This window comes from Neptuniibacter sp. QD48_55, from assembly GCF_047778115.1.
In the GTDB taxonomy this organism is placed as follows: Bacteria; Pseudomonadota; Gammaproteobacteria; order Pseudomonadales; family Balneatricaceae; genus Neptuniibacter.
The window spans coordinates 697,403-716,686 of record NZ_CP180555.1 but is presented as its reverse complement, the minus strand read 5'-3'; the positions used below and the strand labels follow the sequence as shown (position 1 = coordinate 716,686).

Annotated in this window: 23 protein-coding genes; 6 read left to right on the top strand and 17 right to left on the bottom strand. The window is 44.8% G+C overall.

What is annotated here, in order from left to right; all coding sequences use genetic code 11:
* Positions 1-12: 12 nt before the first annotated feature.
* The 7 genes from ACMXYW_RS03140 to bioB all read right to left on the bottom strand — a co-directional run bounded on the left by ACMXYW_RS03140 (position 13) and on the right by bioB (position 5,914).
* Entirely contained in the window at positions 13-960 is a 948-nt protein-coding gene (locus ACMXYW_RS03140; RefSeq protein ID WP_415905190.1) for a putative metalloprotease CJM1_0395 family protein, read from the bottom strand.
* An 84-nt stretch (positions 961-1,044) separates the two neighbouring features.
* Positions 1,045-1,296 carry a hypothetical protein gene (locus tag ACMXYW_RS03135; RefSeq protein ID WP_415883545.1) on the bottom strand — a complete coding sequence of 84 codons (252 nt, stop codon included), beginning with the start codon at positions 1,294-1,296 and terminating at the stop codon, positions 1,045-1,047.
* Between the two features lie 85 nt (positions 1,297-1,381).
* Positions 1,382-2,071, bottom strand: coding sequence for a dethiobiotin synthase (gene bioD / locus ACMXYW_RS03130; RefSeq protein WP_415905189.1), 690 nt, complete (start codon positions 2,069-2,071; stop codon positions 1,382-1,384).
* A gap of 10 nt (positions 2,072-2,081) precedes the next feature.
* A complete protein-coding gene (gene bioC / locus ACMXYW_RS03125; protein WP_415897549.1) occupies positions 2,082-2,870 on the bottom strand; it encodes a malonyl-ACP O-methyltransferase BioC in 789 nt (262 codons plus the stop codon).
* The gene (locus ACMXYW_RS03120; protein WP_415887023.1) at positions 2,870-3,646 is read right to left on the bottom strand and encodes an alpha/beta fold hydrolase; all 777 of its coding nucleotides are present in this window, start codon (positions 3,644-3,646) and stop codon (positions 2,870-2,872) included. The genes bioC and ACMXYW_RS03120 overlap by 1 nt, the downstream gene beginning before the upstream one ends.
* Positions 3,647-4,813: an 8-amino-7-oxononanoate synthase gene (bioF, locus tag ACMXYW_RS03115; RefSeq protein WP_415905188.1), complete on the bottom strand. Its 1,167-nt coding sequence runs from the start codon at positions 4,811-4,813 to the stop codon at positions 3,647-3,649.
* 57 nt (positions 4,814-4,870) lie between these two features.
* Positions 4,871-5,914: a biotin synthase BioB gene (gene bioB / locus ACMXYW_RS03110; RefSeq protein ID WP_415883540.1), complete on the bottom strand. Its 1,044-nt coding sequence runs from the start codon at positions 5,912-5,914 to the stop codon at positions 4,871-4,873.
* Positions 5,915-6,024: 110 nt separating this feature from the next.
* On the opposite strand from bioB, the gene ACMXYW_RS03105 reads away from it, so the two are divergent.
* From ACMXYW_RS03105 to ACMXYW_RS03090, 4 genes are all read left to right on the top strand, one after another.
* Positions 6,025-6,720: a ComF family protein gene (locus ACMXYW_RS03105; RefSeq protein ID WP_415883539.1), complete on the top strand. Its 696-nt coding sequence runs from the start codon at positions 6,025-6,027 to the stop codon at positions 6,718-6,720.
* Positions 6,721-6,823: 103 nt separating this feature from the next.
* Positions 6,824-7,534 carry a tRNA (N6-threonylcarbamoyladenosine(37)-N6)-methyltransferase TrmO gene (tsaA, locus tag ACMXYW_RS03100; protein ID WP_415905187.1) on the top strand — a complete coding sequence of 237 codons (711 nt, stop codon included), beginning with the start codon at positions 6,824-6,826 and terminating at the stop codon, positions 7,532-7,534.
* Between the two features lie 85 nt (positions 7,535-7,619).
* Positions 7,620-7,976: a hypothetical protein gene (locus tag ACMXYW_RS03095; protein WP_415905186.1), complete on the top strand. Its 357-nt coding sequence runs from the start codon at positions 7,620-7,622 to the stop codon at positions 7,974-7,976.
* 119 nt (positions 7,977-8,095) lie between these two features.
* Complete coding sequence (locus ACMXYW_RS03090; RefSeq protein WP_415883536.1) at positions 8,096-8,269, top strand: hypothetical protein; 174 nt, start codon at positions 8,096-8,098, stop codon at positions 8,267-8,269.
* Between the two features lie 59 nt (positions 8,270-8,328).
* Here ACMXYW_RS03090 and ACMXYW_RS03085 read toward each other — a convergent pair whose 3' ends face one another.
* From ACMXYW_RS03085 to ACMXYW_RS03070, 4 genes are all read right to left on the bottom strand, one after another.
* On the bottom strand, positions 8,329-8,925 hold the full coding sequence (locus tag ACMXYW_RS03085; RefSeq protein ID WP_415905868.1) for a DoxX family protein: 597 nt from the start codon (positions 8,923-8,925) through the stop codon (positions 8,329-8,331).
* A 41-nt stretch (positions 8,926-8,966) separates the two neighbouring features.
* Positions 8,967-9,743, bottom strand: a complete 777-nt coding sequence (locus ACMXYW_RS03080; RefSeq protein ID WP_415905185.1) for a DUF2063 domain-containing protein — start codon at positions 9,741-9,743, stop codon at positions 8,967-8,969.
* The gene (locus ACMXYW_RS03075) at positions 9,724-10,575 is read right to left on the bottom strand and encodes a DUF692 domain-containing protein (protein WP_415905184.1); all 852 of its coding nucleotides are present in this window, start codon (positions 10,573-10,575) and stop codon (positions 9,724-9,726) included. Before ACMXYW_RS03075 ends, ACMXYW_RS03080 begins: the two co-directional genes overlap by 20 nt.
* Positions 10,576-10,650: 75 nt before the next feature.
* Positions 10,651-11,103 (bottom strand): hypothetical protein, encoded by a 453-nt coding sequence (locus ACMXYW_RS03070; RefSeq protein ID WP_415905183.1) that lies wholly within the window; start codon positions 11,101-11,103, stop codon positions 10,651-10,653.
* A gap of 323 nt (positions 11,104-11,426) precedes the next feature.
* On the opposite strand from ACMXYW_RS03070, the gene bioA reads away from it, so the two are divergent.
* Complete coding sequence (bioA, locus tag ACMXYW_RS03065; RefSeq protein WP_415905182.1) at positions 11,427-12,713, top strand: adenosylmethionine--8-amino-7-oxononanoate transaminase; 1,287 nt, start codon at positions 11,427-11,429, stop codon at positions 12,711-12,713.
* 9 nt (positions 12,714-12,722) lie between these two features.
* Positions 12,723-13,154 carry an acyl-CoA thioesterase gene (locus ACMXYW_RS03060; protein WP_415887012.1) on the top strand — a complete coding sequence of 144 codons (432 nt, stop codon included), beginning with the start codon at positions 12,723-12,725 and terminating at the stop codon, positions 13,152-13,154.
* A 52-nt stretch (positions 13,155-13,206) separates the two neighbouring features.
* Here the strand turns inward: ACMXYW_RS03060 and ACMXYW_RS03055 are convergent, their stop codons facing one another.
* From ACMXYW_RS03055 to ACMXYW_RS03030, 6 genes are read right to left on the bottom strand one after another with little or no spacing between them, the layout of a single operon-like run.
* Complete coding sequence (locus ACMXYW_RS03055) at positions 13,207-13,587, bottom strand: Na+/H+ antiporter subunit G (RefSeq protein ID WP_415905181.1); 381 nt, start codon at positions 13,585-13,587, stop codon at positions 13,207-13,209.
* A gap of 9 nt (positions 13,588-13,596) precedes the next feature.
* On the bottom strand, positions 13,597-13,866 hold the full coding sequence (locus ACMXYW_RS03050) for a K+/H+ antiporter subunit F (RefSeq protein WP_415883529.1): 270 nt from the start codon (positions 13,864-13,866) through the stop codon (positions 13,597-13,599).
* Entirely contained in the window at positions 13,860-14,348 is a 489-nt protein-coding gene (locus tag ACMXYW_RS03045) for a Na+/H+ antiporter subunit E (RefSeq protein ID WP_415905180.1), read from the bottom strand. The genes ACMXYW_RS03050 and ACMXYW_RS03045 overlap by 7 nt, the downstream gene beginning before the upstream one ends.
* Positions 14,349-14,351: 3 nt before the next feature.
* Positions 14,352-15,869, bottom strand: coding sequence for a monovalent cation/H+ antiporter subunit D (locus ACMXYW_RS03040; RefSeq protein WP_415901095.1), 1,518 nt, complete (start codon positions 15,867-15,869; stop codon positions 14,352-14,354).
* Entirely contained in the window at positions 15,869-16,225 is a 357-nt protein-coding gene (locus ACMXYW_RS03035; RefSeq protein WP_415883527.1) for a Na+/H+ antiporter subunit C, read from the bottom strand. The genes ACMXYW_RS03040 and ACMXYW_RS03035 overlap by 1 nt, the downstream gene beginning before the upstream one ends.
* Entirely contained in the window at positions 16,225-19,026 is a 2,802-nt protein-coding gene (locus tag ACMXYW_RS03030; RefSeq protein ID WP_415905179.1) for a monovalent cation/H+ antiporter subunit A, read from the bottom strand. The genes ACMXYW_RS03035 and ACMXYW_RS03030 overlap by 1 nt, the downstream gene beginning before the upstream one ends.
* Positions 19,027-19,284 lie beyond the last annotated feature (258 nt).

Sequence of the window (19,284 nt, the reverse complement as noted above, 5' to 3'; positions counted from 1 at the left end):
GGATTGACCAGCTTATACTTGCTGGTCGAGTAGAGAGCCTTCAGGGAAAAGCTTTTGGAAGACACCTGCATCAACTAGTTTTTTGTTGATCTGTGCAAGCTCTTTATTGATATCTTTCATGCGCTCATTAAAGTCATTTAGAGCCTCAGCAGCACCATCAGAACGAGCCTGTTGCTGATCTCTAAATTCCTGCAAACGCTCACCTGCAGTTGGAGAATCATCCTCATCTTCCGATTCTGACTCTTCAGCAGCACTCGTCTCTGCAGCTCTTATATCTTCCTCTTGCTGCAGGATCTCCGCGCGTGCTTCAGCTGCCATAGCGCGAGCATCAGCTGCTGCTGCACGATCAGCTGCAGATGGCTCTGCAACACCTAGAGCAGCCCGCTGGATAATTTCAGCTTTCTCTAAAGTCGCCTGCGGATCATTCGGCACTGGAGATGTATCTATTTTTACTTCACCAGCCACGGCATAAAGACGACCATCCGGGCCACGCTCATAGGTGTAGCTCGGCGCAGATGTATATTGTCCACCGATGGAAGCGTGTGCCTGCTCATGAGCTCTAACCTCACGATCGCGCTTAGCAAGCTCGCGAGTTATTTCAAGCTCCTGCTGCTCTTGTGCCTGTTCAGATTTAGAAACGCCTAAGGATGCAGGAGCAGAAGTCGATGATGAAGACTCCAACCCTACTAGCTCGGCATCATCAGATTCCAAGCCAACAAGCTCGCCATCGTCACGTTCGAGTTCTGTGGACCTTGTGCTAGCAAGACGGGATAGTTCAGCAGCTTCGGCCGAAAGGGTGACGCGATCTCGGTTAACCAAACCGCGACTGGATTGTAGCTCTTGTTCAGGCGCCACATTTTCAACAGTCGCAAGCACCTTCCTCGCTTCACTTGAGCGAAGTTCTTGCGGTATAGCACTGGCATTCAGTGCTTGGGAATTAGCTGCATTAAATATCTGCATCAGCTATACCCCTCTGTTGATTATGTGCAAAGCAGTCTCTGCTTTCACCCAGTTCACCACATCCATTTATTAGTTAATGCACATTTACACACGCACATTAATAATCGCGCCAGGCTCGCCTGGTTCTTCCAATTGACTGACAACTTTTGTCGCAGCAGCTTCTACATCAGTTCCTGCTGCTGATTCTAGTACCGCTTGGTTTTGATCACGGCCTGTAGCTTCTTCAGGTTGATCAGGCTTACCCGAACCAGTGACATCACTAGCAGCTCGCGGCGCGTTGTCCAAACCACGATTAATACCGACCAAACCTGTCTGCAAAGCATTGGTTACATTCATAGCCACCACCTCTATATTTTTTAAACACAGCTATGGCAACAGTAATTATAGAACATCGAGAGGAGATGTTCATTTTTTGATCATGTTAATTATTCAACAATAAATCGAGATCAATATATTGGGCAACATTTTTTGCAGAAGGTTCATCTAGAAATGGCACTTCGCCAAGTAGAGGTGCGCGCAGCATATTTGCGATAGTTTCAACATTTTCTCCGTAACAATCCATCTCTGGATCAACACGGTTAGCAATCCATCCAGCTAGCTGCAGACCATCGCGGGAGATGCTTTCGGCAGTCAACAAAGCATGATTAATACAACCAAGCTTCATACCCACTACCATGATCACTGGCACATTTAAAAGCTTAGGGATATTAGCCATAGTTTCACGAAAACTTAGTGGCACTCGCCAACCACCCGCGCCTTCAATAATCACAAAATCAGCAGGCTGCATTAAAGCGCCTTTGCACATCGCAGCAATACGATCAGCGCTTAATACACGATTTTCTTTCATTGCAGCAATATGCGGTGCAATAGGAGGTTTAAATGCAAAAGGGTTTACTTGCTCATACGACATAGCAACGGATGCTGCCTCTTGCAGAGCAAGCGCATCAGAATTACGCAAGCCGTCCTCTGTTTCTTCACAACCTGCGGCAATGGGCTTCAAACCGATCGTTCTTAGATCATGCTGATTAGCGGCCTCAATCAGCCCCGTAGAAACCACGGTTTTTCCAGCATCGGTATCTGTACCTGCAACAAAGAAACTTCGCTTACCCACAACCTAACTCCTAAACTTCTTTTTCAAATACAGCATATATAACCTGATAGGTCGCCGGCAAAGCCCCATCATTCAAACGTTGCTGCTCATAACCTTCTTTAAAACGGCGCACCCGCTCTCGCCCAGTCAGACCTTGTTGCTGACCTGCGTTCATATTGTGCGCCCCAAGCCTTTTAAGCTCATCTGTTAGCTGCTTTAACTGCGAATAACGTAAAACCTTATTCTGTTGCTCTAACGTTTGACAGCAAAGCGATTCCGGCAGAGCAGCCTTTAACTGCTCCACTGGCATAAACTGATTCACATGGGTAAAGCTATCCGCATGCGACCAAGCCTGACGAAGCTCTTTAAGTGTATCGGGCCCCAGCGTAGCAACGACAAAGCGGCCACCCGGCTTTAACACACGGTTTATCTCTGAGAACAAACCCTCTACATCTTCACACCACTGTATCGCTAAACTTGAAAAGATCAGATCTAACTGCTGATCAGCAATCGGCAAAGCCTCAGCATCAGCACAGATCCAATGAGTTTGATCTTCACAGCGCTGCGCGCGGGAGAACTGCAACATCCCCAAGGCAAGATCTAGATTGAGTAAAGTTGAATCTGGGTAGGCATGCTTGAGCTTAGGGGTAAAGTAGCCCGTACCACAACCTAAATCCATCATGGTGGATACAGATTGCTTAGGGAGATAAGCCAATAGCTCCTGTCCAACCTCTCTTTGCAAGTCAGCAACACTGTCGTAGGTCTGAGCAGCTTTGCTAAATGAATCCGCTACACGGCGCTTATCAATCAACAGATCCACTATGATTGATCCCCTTGAACAAAACCAAGAATATCAGCGACCACGTCAGCTTGATGGGAAAGGAAAGGTAAGTGGCCCGCACCGGCATAAGTCACCACTTCACCACCACTTATACTCTGACTAGCTTCTGCTGCTGAATTTGGAACAAGGTGATCGACTTCACCAAATAGGTGTAACACTGGCACCGCTAGATTCTTTAACTCTGGACGCTGATCTAAGCGCAATAAAGCTAAGCTCTCTTCAGCTGCCGTGTGCTCCACATCCGATAGGATCACTTTAAGTGTCTTCAGAATATCTCGACCCGCTTCCGCTCCTTGTGTTTGCAGCATAACAAAACGGGTTAAGGTCTTTTTCTGATTCTGAGCAAGCGATACTTCGAAAGCTTGGTGCGTTGCTTCATCCATAGCCGATGGCCAATCATCGCGCTGAACAAAGCAAGGGTTAGAAGCAATAGTAATCAACTTCTCCACACGCGCAGGGAAACGATCTGCAAAAGCAACGGCGATCTGCCCACCCATGGACCAACCTAGCCAGATTGCCGATTCAGGCACCTGCTCCACTAGCAGATCCAATACCGCATCAAGCGTATAAGGGGTAGGAAACTCCTGAGATCGCCCCAAACCCGGTAGATCGATAATCGTCAGGCTAAAATACTCTGCCAATTGATCAGCAAATGGGCCCCATACCTGCCCTGTCATCCCCCAGCCATGTAATAGAACTAGTTCAGGCTTGCCTGGGTTCTCGCGGTACTCTTTATAAAGCTTTACTTGGCTCATCTACGCCTGCTCTTTAATAACTTTTTCTAAAGTGCCTAATAAGCGCTCAACTTGCGCTTCTGTATGCGCGGCACTTAAGGTCACTCTTAATCGTGCGCTGCCTTGCGGAACGGTTGGCGGACGAATCGCACTGATGAATATGCCTTCTCGCTCAAGCCCCTGACTAATCTGGATCGCTTTATCTGATTCGCCAATTACAATTGGCTGTATCGGCGTTGGAGAGTCCATTAGATCCAAACCTAAATCATCACAACCTTTTCTGAATTGTTGGATCAACGCTTCGAGCTTTTCTCTACGCCAGTTTTCTTCACGCAATATACGCAAACTCGTTAAGGTAGCAGCAGCCACTGCTGGCGGCATGCTTGTAGTGTAGATATAGGTTCTAGCGTGTTGAATTAAGGTCTCGATGAGCTCTTCAGAACCGGCTACAAATGCACCCGCAGTACCAAAACCTTTACCTAAGGTACCCACCAGCACTTCCGGTGAATTCGACCCCATAGCAAAATATTCCGCACAGCCACCACCTTGCTTACCTAAACAACCAAAGCCATGCGCATCATCAACCATTAACCAAGCATTATGATCACGACACACTGAAGCGAGTGAAGGCAGATCAGCCACATCGCCGTCCATGCTAAATACACCATCAGTAACCACTAACTTACGTCGTGCCTCTGATCTGCTCAGACGTGTATTTAGGCTCTCGGGGTCGTTATGCAAGTAACGTTGAAAACGCGCGCCGCACAGCAAACCAGCATCCAATAAAGAGGCATGATTTAAGCGATCCTGAAATACCGCATCTTGCTTATCCAATAAAGCATTTACGGCACCAATATTCGCCATATACCCGGTTGAGAAAAGCAGCGCTCTGGGTCTGCCTGTAAATTCGGCAAGCGCCTCTTCAAGCTCATGGTGAGCTTGGCTATGCCCATTCACTAAGTGCGAAGCACCGCCACCAACACCAAATTTATCTGCTGCTTTTTGAAAGCTGTGGATAACGTCAGGGTGATTAGCCAATCCCAAATAGTCATTTGAGCAGAAGGCAAGATACTCGCGCCCATCCACGCTCACCATTGGTTGCTGTGGTGTTTCTAAAGTACGGCGTTGACGATAAAGAGACTGCTGCTTTCGCTGCTGCAGTTCTTCAGACAAGGAGTCAAAAGACATAGTAAATCTCTAAGGGGTATAGAGTAGGAGGTAGTCTTCACTACCTCCTGTAAGCCATTAAGCTTCGTAGAAGTGAGTGCTGTCCTGCTGTTTCTGCAGGTCATTCATTAATGCAGCTTCTTGGGTTTCATCCGTATCAGAGATACGTTGCTCCATATTGATACCCAACTTCTTAAATAATTGAACATCGCGATGTGTTTCTGGATTTGGTGTCGTTAGTAGACACTCTCCATAGAAAATAGAGTTGGCGCCAGCAAAGAATGTCATCGCCTGCATTTCATCGCTCATTTTTTCACGACCAGCGGACAAACGAACATGGGATTTAGGCATCATGATACGCGCCACAGCAATCATACGAATAAAATCGATATGATCTAAATCTTCAACATTTTCTAGCGGAGTACCCGATACTTTAACCAGCATGTTGATTGGTACACTTTCAGGTTGCACTGGCATATTCGCTAGTTGCATCAATAAACCGTAGCGATCCTTGGCCGTTTCGCCCATGCCTAAAATACCACCACTACAAATCTTCATACCGGAATCACGAACATTCTGTAGCGTGTCTAAACGATCCTGGTAAGTACGGGTCGTGATAATTTTGTCGTAAAACTCAGGAGAAGTATCCAAGTTATGGTTGTAATAATCCAAACCCGCATCCGCAAGCTGTTGAGCTTTGCCTTCATCCAACATGCCCAAAGTCATGCAGGTCTCTAACCCCATCTCTTTGACCTTTTGAACCATTTCGATTACATAAGGCATATCTTTATCTGCTGGGTGCTTCCAAGCCGCGCCCATACAGAAACGGGTTGAACCTGTCTCTTTGGCTTTACGAGCTTTCTCCAATACTTTTTCAACTTGCATCAAGCGCTCTTTTTCCAGACCAGTATTGTAATGACCACTCTGCGGGCAGTACTTACAATCTTCTGGACACGCACCTGTTTTAATAGAAAGCAGCGTACTAACCTGAACTTCATTCGGGTCGAAGTTTTCGCGATGCACTGTTTGCGCTTTAAACATCAGATCATTAAAAGGCAGTTCAAACAGAGCTTTTACCTCTGCTTCTGTCCAGTCATGACGAATTGCACCTAGTTGTTGCATCTTGCTTCTTCTCCCGAGAAAATAGCGATACAGGCAGGAAGCCTTGCACCACGATAAAACGTACCAAAATAAAGCGACAATTTTATCCTGACAGAAGGAACTGTCAACCAATGAAAAAACAGACGGTGGACTACAGTCTACTTTTTAATCTATGTATTTTATGCCAGCTCAAGCTTGATACACCCTCTAAAAGCAATATCTGCTCTAGCTGCTTGCAGGACCTGCCTTGGTTAGAGCACTGCTGCAAAGTCTGTGCCCTTCCCCTCCCTAGCGATCAAGACAACTTAATTTGCGGTCAATGCCAAAAGAAGCAACCGGCCTTTAAGCAAGCCCAGGCACTTTTCCACTATCAATTTCCTATTAACCAACTCATTAGCGGCATTAAATTCAATCGTAATACTCAGTTTATAAGCCATATAGCCCGACTGATGACTGACCATTTAACCACCCAGCAACCTGTCGATTGCTTGATGCCTATCCCCATGCATAGAGTTAGCTTTATAAAACGTGGCTATAATCAAGCTACACTCCTCTGCGACCGGATCAGCCAATACAGTGGTATTCCCTCAGACCGTAACTCACTCATTAAAATAAAAAGCACGCCACCACAACACTCTCTATCCCGTAAAGAACGTCTTAAAAATCAAAAAGGCGCTTTCAAATGCAAGCCGATCACACATAAGCGAATATTGTTAATTGATGATGTAATGACTACAGGGGCGACTTTCGAAGCAGCGAGCCTCGCGTTACTCAATGCCGGCGCCGAGCAAGTCTATGGATTGGCTTTAGCTCGAACAGATAGATAGCATTTGAACGAAAGAATAAAAAATAAGAGTAGTGGCATTAAAGGAAAATAAAGAGTACAAACCTGAGTTCAAGACTAGTGACAACTAATTTGCGACATCACTTATGCCAAGTACTTACTCCATAGCTCCAATCGCCGTCATTCGAAGCCCTTATAAAGAAAAATTTGGCATCCCTAGGCAGCCCAATTTAGCGAAAAGCGTAACAGCTCGTGTTGAGATCTTAGAAGAGTTTTCAAGTGATGAGATTGTTAGGGGCTTGGAAAACTGCAGCCATATCTGGCTCGTTTTCCTATTTAGTGAGTGCATTGATAAAGGCTGGAAACCTACAGTCCGTCCTCCTCGCTTAGGCGGCAATAAAAGACTTGGGGTATTCGCTACACGCTCTCCTTTTCGCCCCAATCCTATCGGGTTGTCCCCTGTACGCTTAGTTAGCATCGAAAAAACATCTAACAGTATTGAACTAGTGATTAGTGGTGCAGACCTATTAGACGGCACCCCTGTGATCGATATAAAGCCATACCTGCCATACTCAGACATTATCTCTGATGCTGAATACCCAATGGCAGATCAAATTACCCTTCTATCTCAACCGGTTATATTCTCGGAACAAGCCCAACAAGAAATTTCAGCTAGTGAAATCCGGTTACAACAACCGTTAAAACAGCAACTTAGCGAACTTCTGCAATGTGATCCGCGTCCGGCTTATAAAAAGAACGATGCCGAAAAAAATTACGGAATAAAGTTACACGATCTAAACGTTCGCTTTAGAATCACAGATCAAGAAATAACGGTTGATTCAATCACGGTCGAATAGCATCCGCCTCAACGATAGCGATACTGATTCAGCTCTTCTTCAGGCTAAACTATTCAATATACACCTATAGCTTTTGGAGGCTTATATGCTGTATTTACGCGCATTGATCTGCACTGCACTAGTGACTTTATCGGCATCAGCACAAGCAAATGAGCATTTAGAAAAGATTCCTGATTGGTTACTCGCATTGCCCGAGAGTATCGAGCAACTGGAAAGCACGGGAAAGACTAGTTCTATCTATCTAAAGAACTACATGCAATGCATGGATGATCAACAAGCACTGAATCAGAAGGAATCTCCCACAGTCGGCCAGGTTATCGACAATGCTTTAGACGCGGGCAATAAATGCGCCCCTTTGCTAAACGATATGCTAGATGAGATAAAAGATTCGGTAGGGTCGAAAACACCTTCATCCGACAACCAAACTAATAACAGCTTATAACCAAGCACCTGATCAATATTTAAACAAAGCTTTGACTAAAGTATAAAACCTGATTAAAATTCTCGGGTTTTTATTTGGGATAGAAGTCTGAAGGAGTCAGGTTAACTATTGAGGTGTATATGAACTTTACTTTTGCACAAGCTGAACAAATGATCGAAGAATCCAGCGCACTGTTTGAATGTTATTTAGAGCGCGTTTTTGAGTCTGAATCTTTTACCGATCTCATTAGTGCATCTCATTGGTATAACGACGCATTTGTATCTCTGATCGTTAATCCGACGCAACCGCGTTAATCGATATTTATCCCCAATAAAAAAGGCCTCTAAATCGAGGCCTTTTTTATATCTAAATTCTAATCTTGTATACAGCAGCGACGGATCCAATAATCCACACTCACGAATCGCCCAGCACCAGTAAAGAACAAACTGAACAACATCACGAAATAGGTGATAGCAAACTCTATCCCGTTATTTAAAATAACAACAGATCCACGCCCCGTTAACCAATCGTAGTGCCCATGTTCCTGCAGCAAACTCTTTGCCGCAGCCAGACGCTCTTGGGCCTCCATGACTCTGTCATTGGCCAACCAACTACCACCATCAGAGATAGCTAACCAACCGTTTTCCCAATGCACGGCAAATGCAGCCACTAGCATAGTTACCATTAACGGAATGCTAATCCAGCGAACAGCAAAACCAATAAGCAGCAACATACCGCCAATTAATTCGGTACCGGTAGCCATTGCAGCCAGGAGTTCAGGGAACGGTAAGCCTAGACCCCACTCTTTGTTTCCAAACCACTCAACGGTGTTCTCGAAACCAATATATTTATTCCAGCCCGCCTGCAAAAACACAGGCGCGAGATACAATCTCAACAACAAAGGCGCTAGACCATCTGCACACTTCGTATTATCTAAGATATCTTGTAATCGACTAACAAAACTAACCATAGGATTCGACATAACTTCACCCGTTATCCAATGAGTGGTAACTAAACTCTTGTACCTAACACTATGCCCTTAGAACGCAGATGCTCCAATGTACTTAAACCGCCTGAAACCACTTGGGATGGATCAGGATGCTGCATCTCACTCGCGATTTGCTGTAACGCCTGCTCACCTGTGAGTGATTCATCTTCAGATAACAGGTACAACAACCGTCCAGTCACTGAATTAACTTCCATAAACTGCACTTCATCTTCGCGATTACGGTAAGCAATCAAGAAAGTTGGTGTGTCTGATGGTTCTGTCGGCTGATAATCTGGACGTACACAATGTACCGGATACTGATAAGAGAGAAGCCAAGCCAAAGGCGATTGCACGGGATGTTGTGTTAACAGATCGCCATTAACATCAACATGTTGCAAAGGTAGCTCTATCTCTGACGCATCTAATGCGAGTTCAACCCATTCATAATGAATAAGCTCTAAAAGAAACGCAGGATCATCTGCTTGCGGTTCTCGTTCATTTTGAACGTAAGCAATAAACTCCTGACCAATTTCAAGGAAATAAGGCGTATGACAACGATGTTTATCAAAAAAACCGCGCGCCAACTTAATCCAATACTCTTTCGAACTGATCTGTTTTAAAACCGGGAAATTGCCAGACAAAAACCCTTCAACATTATTGAAGAAGAGGTCTCGGTAAATACCCATGCGACGGTCTTCGATACCATCAGGACCATCATTCTCATCGGGATTCCGAATATGTGCAGCAAACTCGTATTGTAGCTGCTGGAACTTAGGCATCTCAGGCAACGGTTTGTGCATGGCGCATCTTCCATTGATTTTGATAGGAACGAACCTGATCCACCTCCAATAATAGCTCAGACAGCGGCGGAATATTAAAGTCACGCTCTAATAACGTCGGCACTAAACCAAATTGGTCATATGTGGATTCCAACAAAGACCAAACTGGATCAACAACAGGCGCTCCATGCGTATCAACGATAAGGTCTTCAGCCTCGTTGTAATGACCTGCGATATGAAGATACATAATCCGCTCTGCAGGCATTGCCCTCAAGAACGCCTTAGCATCATAGCCATGGTTGATACTGTTTACATAGATGTTATTAACATCGAGCAACAGATCGCAGTCCGCTTCTTCCAAGACAGCTAACAAGAATTCTTGCTCGGTCATCTCAGCACCAGGCGCTGCATAGTACGAGACGTTTTCCATCGCAATTCTTTGCTCAAGTACATCTTGAACCTGACGAATCCGCTCTGCTACGTATTTCACCGCTTCAGCAGTAAAAGGGATCGGCATCAAATCATAAAGATGACCATCATCAGAACAGTAGCTCAGATGCTCAGAGTACCCGCGAATATTGTGTTCTTTCAGAAAGGCTTTAAGGCGAGTCAAAAAATCCATATCTAAAGGAGAAGGGCTACCGATAGATAGAGATAGACCATGAGCCATAAAAGGGTGTTTTTCAGTATATTGTTTAAACGCTTTACCGAAACGCCCACCAAGCCCCATCCAGTTTTCCGGCGCGATCTCTAGAAAATCAAATCCATTTGGATCAATCTCTTTTAATGTCTCGGACATACAACGGCGAAAGCCGAAGCCTGCCCCTGTAACGGGATAGCGGTCTTTATTCATGAAACACCTAGCCTTTAAGTCAAAAGACCCTGAGGGCTCAGGGTCTCTATTAAGTATTACAAAGCGTAATTGGGCTTATTTAGAACCGCCACATTTACCTTCGCCACACTTGCCTTCAGACTTAGCAGCTTTGTCACCACCGCACTTGCCTTCACCACATTTGCCTTCAGACTTAGATGCTTTATCACCGCCACATTTACCTTCACCGCACTTGCCTTCAGACTTAGCAGCTTTATCACCACCACACTTACCTTCGCCACATTTGCCTTCAGACTTGGACGCTTTATCACCGCCACACTTGCCTTCACCGCATTTGCCTTCAGACTTAGATGCTTTATCACCACCACACTTACCTTCACCACATTTGCCTTCGTTCATAGCAACTTGCTGGCTATAACCAGAAGACAAGTCAGTTGTAGCAAATGGGTTTTCTGCAGCTGTCGCAACAGGCGCCGCAACCATACCAGTCATAAATGCTGCACCAACAGCGGCAACCATAGGTTTTACAGATGTATTGTTATTAGCCATTCTTAATTCACCCCAAAATTGAATAAATTTATTATCTTGCGTTAGTTGTAAAACTCAGAGCCTGTCACGAGCTCTTGCGTTTGTGACTACAGCTTGTGAATAAAGTTTCACCAAGTTCTAAATTAAGTGAATTTTTTTTCATAATCACTCATTTTTTATTAGTTTTTTCGCTTATTTATTAACATGTTACAAAAAAATTATATTTTAGAGCCTTCTTACATAACAATCGCTCAGAGATAAAATAAGAACTTGTCTTGATCAAAAATTTTAAGCAGGCTCTAATACTCCTAATTAAAAAATTTCGATTAAGGGCACTCCTAAGCATGATCACTTCTGAGCAGGTTTCTTTTGACCAGCAACATATTTGGCACCCCTACTCATCCATGATCAACCCTCCCGCGGTTTACCCTGTCGAATCGGCTAGTGGCGTTAAATTAAAGCTAAGTAACGGCAAAGAACTTATCGATGGTATGGCATCGTGGTGGTCAGTTATTCACGGCTATAACAATCCAGAATTAAACCAAGCAGCACATGAACAGATCGATAAAGTAGCGCATGTCATGTTTGGCGGCCTTACGCATGAGCCTGCAATCAATCTATGCCAAAAGCTGGTAGAGATGACTCCTGCTAATCTCGACAAAGTGTTTATCGCAGACTCAGGCTCTGTTGCCGTTGAAGTAGCTCTTAAAATGGCCATTCAATATCAACACGCCCGCGGTAAGCCAGAAAAACATAAGCTACTTACCATCAAAAATGGCTATCACGGTGATACCTTTGGTGCGATGGCCGTATGTGATCCAGTCACGGGTATGCATGAAATTTTTACGGGTGTACTACCACAGCACTTCTTTGCGCCAGCTCCTCAAACAAAATTTGATCAGAGCTGGGATGAAAGCGATATCGCTCCTTTACGCCAATTACTTGAACAACATCATTCAGAAATAGCAGCACTGATTTTAGAGCCCATTGTTCAGGGCGCAGGCGGTATGCGCTTTTACTCACCGCAGTATTTAAAAGAAGCACGCGCACTGTGCACTGAATTTGATGTATTACTCATAGCCGACGAAATTGCGACTGGTTTTGGTCGAAGCGGTAAGCTGTTCGCTTGCGAACATGCAGGCATCGAGCCTGATATTCTTTGTCTAGGTAAGGCGATTACCGGCGGATACATGTCATTAGCCGCCACACTTACGACAACACATATCGGCGAAACCATCTCCGCAGGTGGTGCTGGCTGCTTTATGCACGGCCCTACATTTATGGGCAATCCTCTAGCATGCGCTATTGCCAATAAAAGCTTGGAGCTATTGGTTAAAAACGATTGGCAGACAAATGTCACTCGAATCGAAGCCGGATTAGAAGCAGGCTTAGCACCAGCAGCGGAATTAGATAATGTACATGAGGTACGTAGCTTAGGCGCTATTGGCGTCATCGAGATGAAAGAAGCTGTTAATACTGCCGAGATTCAAAAGCTATTTATAGAGCGCGGTTTGTGGATAAGACCCTTCGGCAAACTAGTGTACGTGATGCCACCTTACATCATGACAAACGATGAATTAGAAAAGCTCACCTCTGGAATGGTAGATGCTGTCTCAGTTTACAAACCTTAAGGATTAGATATGGCCCGCATTAAGCTAGATATGCCTGACAACTATATTTTTTCCACAGAATTACCTGTGCGAATCAGTGATATTAATTACGGTGGCCATCTAAGTAACGATGCCATGCTCTCTATCGTGCATGAAGCGCGCATTCGTTTCCTCAGCCATTATCATTATGGCGAGTTAGATATTGAAGGGCTTGGCCTTATCATGACTGACTCGGCCATCGTCTACAAAGCAGAAGGATTCCACGGTGACCAACTGCAAATCGATATCGCCTTAGCCGATATTAACAAGTATGGATTCGACTTTTTCTATCTGATAACCAACAAGAAAACCGCTGTTGAAGTGGCACACGCGAAAACTGGCGTCGTTTTCTTTGACTACGAGAAACGTAGTGTTACTGCGGTGCCAGAAGCTTTTATTAACAAGGTTATTAAAGACGCTTAAGCAAAAATTCCTACAAAAAAAGGGGCACTCAATGCCCCTTTCTCATAATCATTTAGCCTTCAGGCTTTTCGCTTTGCCCTGGCGGCTCTCGATGTTTCGCCGGCTCAGCTAACTCTTGATTTACGCTGCCTTTATTAATTTTTACTTGCAGGTGTAATGCTGTTTTCGCCAACATCATTGCACTTACAGGCGCTGTAATGAAAAGGAAGATCGTAATCAAAAGCTCATGAGCACTCACTCCACCATTACGGTACGAAGTGATCAACATCGAAGCAATCAGAATAGCCCCCATGCCTAATGTTGTAGCTTTCGTCGGTGTATGCAAACGCATATAAAAATCAGGCATTTTCATTAAACCGATCGAGCCTAACAGAACAAAAGCTCCACCCATTAGCAGCAATGCCGAGCCAATTAGCTCAATATAAAAACCCATGCTTAATTCCTACTCAATGATGTCGCCACGTAACAGATATTTACACAATGCCGCTGTACTTACGAAACCTAACATTGCAATCAAAAGAGCAGCTTCAAAATAGAGCGATGTGCCCATAATCAAGCCAAACAAAAGGATCAAAGCAATACTATTAATATACATAGTATCCAACGCCAAAATGCGATCTGGCTGATCCGGACCATTAAACAAGGTTACAAGGTTGAGCGTCATCGCAATCACAACCATGGCTGTAGCAGCAATAAGACAGAACATTAACATCCGAAAATCTCCTTCAATGGCTGCTCGTAGCGCTCTTTAATCTCTTTTATAGTTCCCGCCTCATCCACAAGGTTAAGCGCATGCACATATAACCATTTTTGGTCTATGGAAACTTCAGCGCTTACTGTTCCTGGCGTTAAAGAGATCGTACTGGCCAATACAGTGATAGGAAAGTCACCTTCTATATCCAAAGGAATCGCTAGAAAACCAGGCTTCAAACTCTTGGCAGGACCAAGTACCTGCACAGCTACTTCAAAGTTTGCAGAGACAATGTCTCCTAACACTTTCAAAGCATATAAGACTACTTGAACCGGCTTGTTGATATTTAACCGGTGGAGTTGAGTTCCTCTTAACAGCAAAGGAATACCAATCGCTAAGATAGAAGCAAGTACCAGATGACCCGGTGCTATCGATTCATTTAGCAATAGCCAAACGACAAATAAAATTAAGCTTTGCCAAGGCATTGGAAAGATCATACGCATACCTTAACCTCCATTCTCATTTGACGCTGGCAGCAGCATATATGGATTCTCTGCTTGCTGATAAATTTGGTTCGCGGTTTCCTGCGTAAACTCAGTCACGGGACCACCGAAGATCACCAATAGCGGCGACATTACAAGCAGGAAGAAGACCGCAACAAACTTAACTTTTGGTAATTTTTCACAGTGGTTTGCATCACCGCTAACTCGCCAAAACAAAGTTGAACCGCCTCGAGACATCGCCACAACACCCATTAAGCTAGCAAGCAAAATAGCAGACCACGCCCAAGCCATCTCTGCAGGTTCCACAGCCGTTTGCAGTATCATCACTTTCCCCAAGAAGCCCGAGAAAGGCGGTAAACCAATCATTGATATAGCAGCTAGCGCAAACGCAATTCCAAGCGGAAGCGACTGACACATTCTACGAGAACGAGCAAAACGATCTGATACTTTACCCCTCTGTTCAGCAATAGCATCAGCAAGGAGGAACATCGCGCCAGTAATAAGCGTTGAATGGATCAGATAATAAAGTGCCGCGGATGCAGATTCAGGTGTATTGATTGCCAAAGCACACAGTAGCGTACCGACAGAAACAATCACTAGATTAGAAACCAACATACGCAATGTCTGACTTGCTAGAGCGCCTATAGCACCCATAACGAGTGTCAGCACCGCGATCGGCCATAACCAAGGACCAGCAAGGTTAGCTAACTCGCCAGCATAGTCGCCAAAAACAACGGTAAAGATACGCAAAATACTATATATACCTACCTTAGTCATAATCGCGAATAACGCGGCTACAGGTGCGCTAACACTCGAGTAGGTTCTCGATAGCCAAAAGTGCAGCGGGAACATCGCAGACTTCAAACCAAATACAAGTAAAAGCATCATACCGCCGATTTGTGCGAGCAATTTATCCTCGCCAGACAAGGTACGAATTTTAACTGCCATATCGGCAATATTTAGAGTTCCCAACACTCCGTACATAATCCCCAAAGCGAAGAGGAATAGTGCTGAACCCACGAGGTTAAGCGTTACATAATGTACGCTTGCCAACGTCTTCTGCTTACCACCGCCGTGTACAACCAACGCATAAGAAGCAAGCAATAACACCTCGAAGAATACGAACAGGTTAAAAATATCCCCTGTAAGGAATGCGCCGTTAATCCCCATCAACTGGAACATAAACAGCGGATAGAAGAACATACCTGCTCGATCATCCCCTGCGGCACCATAGAGCAAAGCACCAAAGGCCAGAACCATGGTCAGCAAGATCATCAAACTAGATAAGCGATCAGCAACAAGAACAATACCGAATGGCGCTTGCCAGTTACCTAACTGATAAATGGTAATTTCACCGCTACCCGCCGTAATCAGCAATTGAATTGCGACAATTAAAGTAACTGCTGCACCAACAAAAGTGATGAACCTCTGACGGTTTAGCGTCGTAGAGAAAGGCGGCAACATCATAAGCACCGCCGTTAGCATTGGCAGTAAAACAGGTAAAATCGGAAGATGCTGCATCATTTCGACTTATCCTTCTTCTCAATATCCAAAGCTTTTTCACGCCCATCAACATGGTCATTACCCAAATCCGCACGAGCCCTCATCGCTAAGATGACCGCGTACGCCGTCATCGCAAAGCCAATCACGATGGCAGTCAGAACCAATGCTTGAGGCAGAGGATCGGCATATTGTTCAGACGAGCCTAAAATAGCAGCCCCATTAACAACCAGTCGACCGCTGGAGAATAGGAAAAGGTTTACAGCATAGGACAGCATTGTCAGTCCCATAACTACAGGGAACGTACGACCTCGAAGAGTCAGAAAAATACCGCAGGTCGTTAACACACCCACGCAGAGCGCATACATTAATTCCATTACAGATTCTCCAACTCACGAGCGTCTACTCGTTCTGAAGTTGTCAATTTACCTAGGTTTGCCAAAATCATCATGGTTGCACCAACAACAGTGAGATAAACACCCAAGTCAAACAACATGGCACTCGCCAGCTCAAATTTGCCGACCCAAGGCCATTTGAAGTAATCAAACCATGAAGTTAGGAATGGACGATCGAATATGAAACTACCGACCCCGGTCATAAATGCAATCAACAGACCAGAACCTATCAACGCTTGATATTTCAGACGGATATTCTCTTTCATCCATTCAACACCATTCGCAATGTATTGCTGGATTATTGCAACAGCCGTAATAAGGCCTGCAATGAAACCACCGCCCGGTTCATTATGGCCGCGCAAGAAGATGTATACTGATACCAGTAATGCCAAAGGCAATAGCATCTGAGAAATCGTCGACAGAACCATTGGATGGGAATCGGTGCTCCAGTGACGTCCATGTTCATCGCCAGAAGGCATATAAAGACGCATACGAACAATCAGTTTATAGATACCCAACGCGGCAATGCCCAGTACCGTAATTTCACCAAAAGTATCAAAACCACGGAAATCCACCAGAATCACGTTGACCACGTTGGTTCCGCCACCACCCGTTTTACTGTTCGCAACAAAGAAATCAGAGATAGATTCAAGCGGGCGCGTCATCATTGCGTAGTTCACTGTGCCAATGATGCCACCGATCAAAGCTGAGATACTGAGGTCACGAACCAAACGTCGAGGAGACGATTCTTTCGGCGTATTCTTAGGCAAGAAGAACAATGCAAGCATCAACAGAATAACAGTTACTACTTCTACAGCTAACTGAGTCAGAGCCAAGTCTGGCGCAGAGAAACGAGTAAAGGCTACAGACACTATTAGACCAACGACAGAAAGCATTAGTAGAGAAGTCAGACGTTTTCTATGCCAAACCATGGTCGCTATCGCAGCAAGGATCAACAGTAAAGCAGCCATACCTGATGCGTAATCAAGCGGGATTTGTGATCTATTACCTGCCGTTTCTTGTAAATAAACCAGAGGCATAACTGAAACCGCGAAGATCATAAACAAGAAGATGGATAAATAACGTTGAAGCGAACCGTTTTCAATCCACTCATTAACTGCGCGAGTTGAGTTAACTAGTCTTTGCACCCAGCCCTCAAAAACCAACTTAGAATCCGGCTCTGGGAATTGGCCTTGGAATTGGAAGAGCTTTTTACGATTGTAGTAGATGATAAAGCCACCGAGCATGGCCAGCACACTCATCAGCAACGGTACGTTAAAACCGTGCCAAATCGCTAAGCTAAATTCAGGCATTGGACCTTGCAGGGTAGCGATTGAAGCTGCATTCAGTAGATCAATAACAACAATGCCTGGAACCAAACCCACTACAATACAAATAGCAACCAAGATTTCTACTGGCACCTTCATATAGCGAGGCGGTTCATGCGGTGTTTTCGGCAAATTGACCGGTTCACCATTAAAGAAGACATCGTGGATGAAACGCAATGAATACGCTACCGAGAAAGCCGCACCTACTGTCGCCAACACAGGTATCACCCAAGAGAGGGAACCTAAGGTTGCTTGATCCAATGCTTCCGTGAAGAACATCTCTTTAGATAGGAAACCATTTAGCAACGGTACACCCGCCATAGAAGCCGCAGCGATAATCGCTAAGGTCGCGGTATACGGCATATATTTCCACAGGCCATTTAGCTGACGCATATCACGTGAGCCAGCCTCGTGATCGATAATACCCGCCGCCATAAAGAGCGATGCTTTAAAGGTCGCATGGTTAATGATATGGAAGATTGCAGCGACTGCAGCCATTCGTGTATCCATACCTAACAACAGCGTAATCAAGCCAAGATGACTAATTGTTGAATAAGCAAGAAGGCCTTTTAAATCATGCTTAAAGAGCGCGATATAGGCACCGACTAACAGCGTACATAGACCTGTGATACTCACAATCAAGAACCACATATCTGTTCCAGATAGTACTGGGTAGAAACGCGCCATCAGGAAGATACCCGCTTTTACCATCGTCGCTGAGTGAAGATATGCACTTACAGGCGTCGGAGCTGCCATCGCATTTGGGAGCCAGAAGTGGAATGGGAACTGAGCAGATTTTGTAAAAGCCCCCAAAAGCACTAACACCAAGATAAATGGATACTGAGCAGATTCTCGAATTAAGTCACCACTATCGAGCACTGCTTGAAGATCATAACTGCCAACTACTTGGCCAATTAGAATCACGCCTGCTAACAGTGCTAAACCACCCGCACCCGTTACAGTAAGCGCCATACGCGCGCCTTTACGTGCTTCTGTTTTATCTGACCAGAAGCTAATAAGCAGGAAGGAACTAATACTAGTTAATTCCCAGAAGAACCACATTTGAATCAAGTTGCCCGAAGCAACGATCCCCACCATAGCGGTCATGAACAGCATCAAATAGGCAAAGAATTTACCTATAGAGTCTTTCTGGGATAAGTAATACCGAGCATACAAAATGATCAAAAGACCGATGCCCAATATCAACAATAAGAAAAGGAAGCTTAAACCATCGAGTCTGACAGATAGTTCCAAACCAGCTGCAGGCACCCAATCAACGGCGTGAGCAAACACCTCGCCTTGAAGTAACTGTGGACTGATTGATAGAACTATTCCTAAAGCAACCGCAGGTGCAATCGCAGTTAAAATAGTACAGACGGTTCGACTAAAACGAGCAGCATACAATGGCACAAGGCTGCCCAATAAGGGTAATAACAATACCGCAAACAATTTCATACGTGTCTTTTTCCGGTTAATCCCATTACCAAGAATGGATAGAAATGCGTTTTCACTACTTTATAACCGCCCTAACGTAAGGGCATGAAAACAACCCAATTTTCTATGTTTTTATTCACACTGTCCATGGAAACTCGCCTTCCTAACCCCCAATATTCATGAATAAAGTGGGTATTTTTTTACATATGAATTTATTAATTTTTTTGAGCCGCTGCGCAAACAAAAAAGCACTATATCCGGGCATAAAAAGCACTAAGC

Coding starts and splice junctions, on each gene's coding strand:
- ACMXYW_RS03120 (WP_415887023.1), bottom strand. CDS start 3,646: ATGAGCCAAGTAAAGCTTTATAAAGAGTACCGCGAGAACCCAGGCAAG.
- ACMXYW_RS03080 (WP_415905185.1), bottom strand. CDS start 9,743: ATGCACAAACCGTTGCCTGAGATGCCTAAGTTCCAGCAGCTACAATAC.
- ACMXYW_RS03105 (WP_415883539.1), top strand. CDS start 6,025: ATGAAAAAACAGACGGTGGACTACAGTCTACTTTTTAATCTATGTATT.
- bioB (WP_415883540.1), bottom strand. CDS start 5,914: ATGCAACAACTAGGTGCAATTCGTCATGACTGGACAGAAGCAGAGGTA.
- ACMXYW_RS03045 (WP_415905180.1), bottom strand. CDS start 14,348: ATGCGTATGATCTTTCCAATGCCTTGGCAAAGCTTAATTTTATTTGTC.
- ACMXYW_RS03135 (WP_415883545.1), bottom strand. CDS start 1,296: ATGAATGTAACCAATGCTTTGCAGACAGGTTTGGTCGGTATTAATCGT.
- ACMXYW_RS03085 (WP_415905868.1), bottom strand. CDS start 8,925: ATGGTTAGTTTTGTTAGTCGATTACAAGATATCTTAGATAATACGAAG.
- ACMXYW_RS03060 (WP_415887012.1), top strand. CDS start 12,723: ATGGCCCGCATTAAGCTAGATATGCCTGACAACTATATTTTTTCCACA.
- bioA (WP_415905182.1), top strand. CDS start 11,427: ATGATCACTTCTGAGCAGGTTTCTTTTGACCAGCAACATATTTGGCAC.
- bioF (WP_415905188.1), bottom strand. CDS start 4,813: ATGTCTTTTGACTCCTTGTCTGAAGAACTGCAGCAGCGAAAGCAGCAG.
- ACMXYW_RS03055 (WP_415905181.1), bottom strand. CDS start 13,587: ATGGGTTTTTATATTGAGCTAATTGGCTCGGCATTGCTGCTAATGGGT.
- ACMXYW_RS03070 (WP_415905183.1), bottom strand. CDS start 11,103: ATGGCTAATAACAATACATCTGTAAAACCTATGGTTGCCGCTGTTGGT.
- ACMXYW_RS03140 (WP_415905190.1), bottom strand. CDS start 960: ATGCAGATATTTAATGCAGCTAATTCCCAAGCACTGAATGCCAGTGCT.
- ACMXYW_RS03075 (WP_415905184.1), bottom strand. CDS start 10,575: ATGAATAAAGACCGCTATCCCGTTACAGGGGCAGGCTTCGGCTTTCGC.
- ACMXYW_RS03090 (WP_415883536.1), top strand. CDS start 8,096: ATGAACTTTACTTTTGCACAAGCTGAACAAATGATCGAAGAATCCAGC.
- ACMXYW_RS03095 (WP_415905186.1), top strand. CDS start 7,620: ATGCTGTATTTACGCGCATTGATCTGCACTGCACTAGTGACTTTATCG.
- ACMXYW_RS03035 (WP_415883527.1), bottom strand. CDS start 16,225: ATGGAATTAATGTATGCGCTCTGCGTGGGTGTGTTAACGACCTGCGGT.
- ACMXYW_RS03030 (WP_415905179.1), bottom strand. CDS start 19,026: ATGAAATTGTTTGCGGTATTGTTATTACCCTTATTGGGCAGCCTTGTG.
- ACMXYW_RS03040 (WP_415901095.1), bottom strand. CDS start 15,869: ATGCAGCATCTTCCGATTTTACCTGTTTTACTGCCAATGCTAACGGCG.
- ACMXYW_RS03050 (WP_415883529.1), bottom strand. CDS start 13,866: ATGTTAATGTTCTGTCTTATTGCTGCTACAGCCATGGTTGTGATTGCG.
- tsaA (WP_415905187.1), top strand. CDS start 6,824: ATGCCAAGTACTTACTCCATAGCTCCAATCGCCGTCATTCGAAGCCCT.